At 81.2% G+C, this 261-nt stretch carries 1 protein-coding gene; it reads right to left on the bottom strand.

Annotation, left to right across the window (positions count from 1 at the left end):
• Positions 1–237, bottom strand: a 237-nt coding sequence (locus tag EF903_RS33720) for an acyl-CoA dehydrogenase family protein (RefSeq protein WP_185902988.1), incomplete at its 3' end; no start/stop codon positions are given.
• Positions 238–261: the final 24 nt, after the last annotated feature.

Raw genomic sequence — 261 nt, 5'->3', positions numbered from 1 at the left:
CCCCACCTCCACCATGGCCGCGGCGAGCTCCACCGGCAGCGGCCCCGCCCCGCCGTACGCCTCGGGCGCGGCCGGCGCGAACAGGCCCGCCGCGGCCAGCCGCTTCCACACCGCCCGGCCCGGCGCGAAGTCCCCCGCAGCCCACGCCCGTACCGCCGCCGGCACGTCCGCGGCCGCCAGCAGGGCGCGCACCGCCCGCGCGAAGTCCGTCTGCTCCTCGGTCGGCAGGAAGCGCATCAGCGGCGGCCCTTCGGCAGGCCG

The sequence above is a fragment of the Streptomyces sp. WAC05292 genome (genome assembly GCF_003949955.1).
Classification (GTDB): Bacteria; Actinomycetota; Actinomycetes; order Streptomycetales; family Streptomycetaceae; genus Streptomyces; species Streptomyces globosus.
Note: the sequence above shows the minus strand (reverse complement) of the source record. Positions and strands in the feature narration are given on the sequence as shown.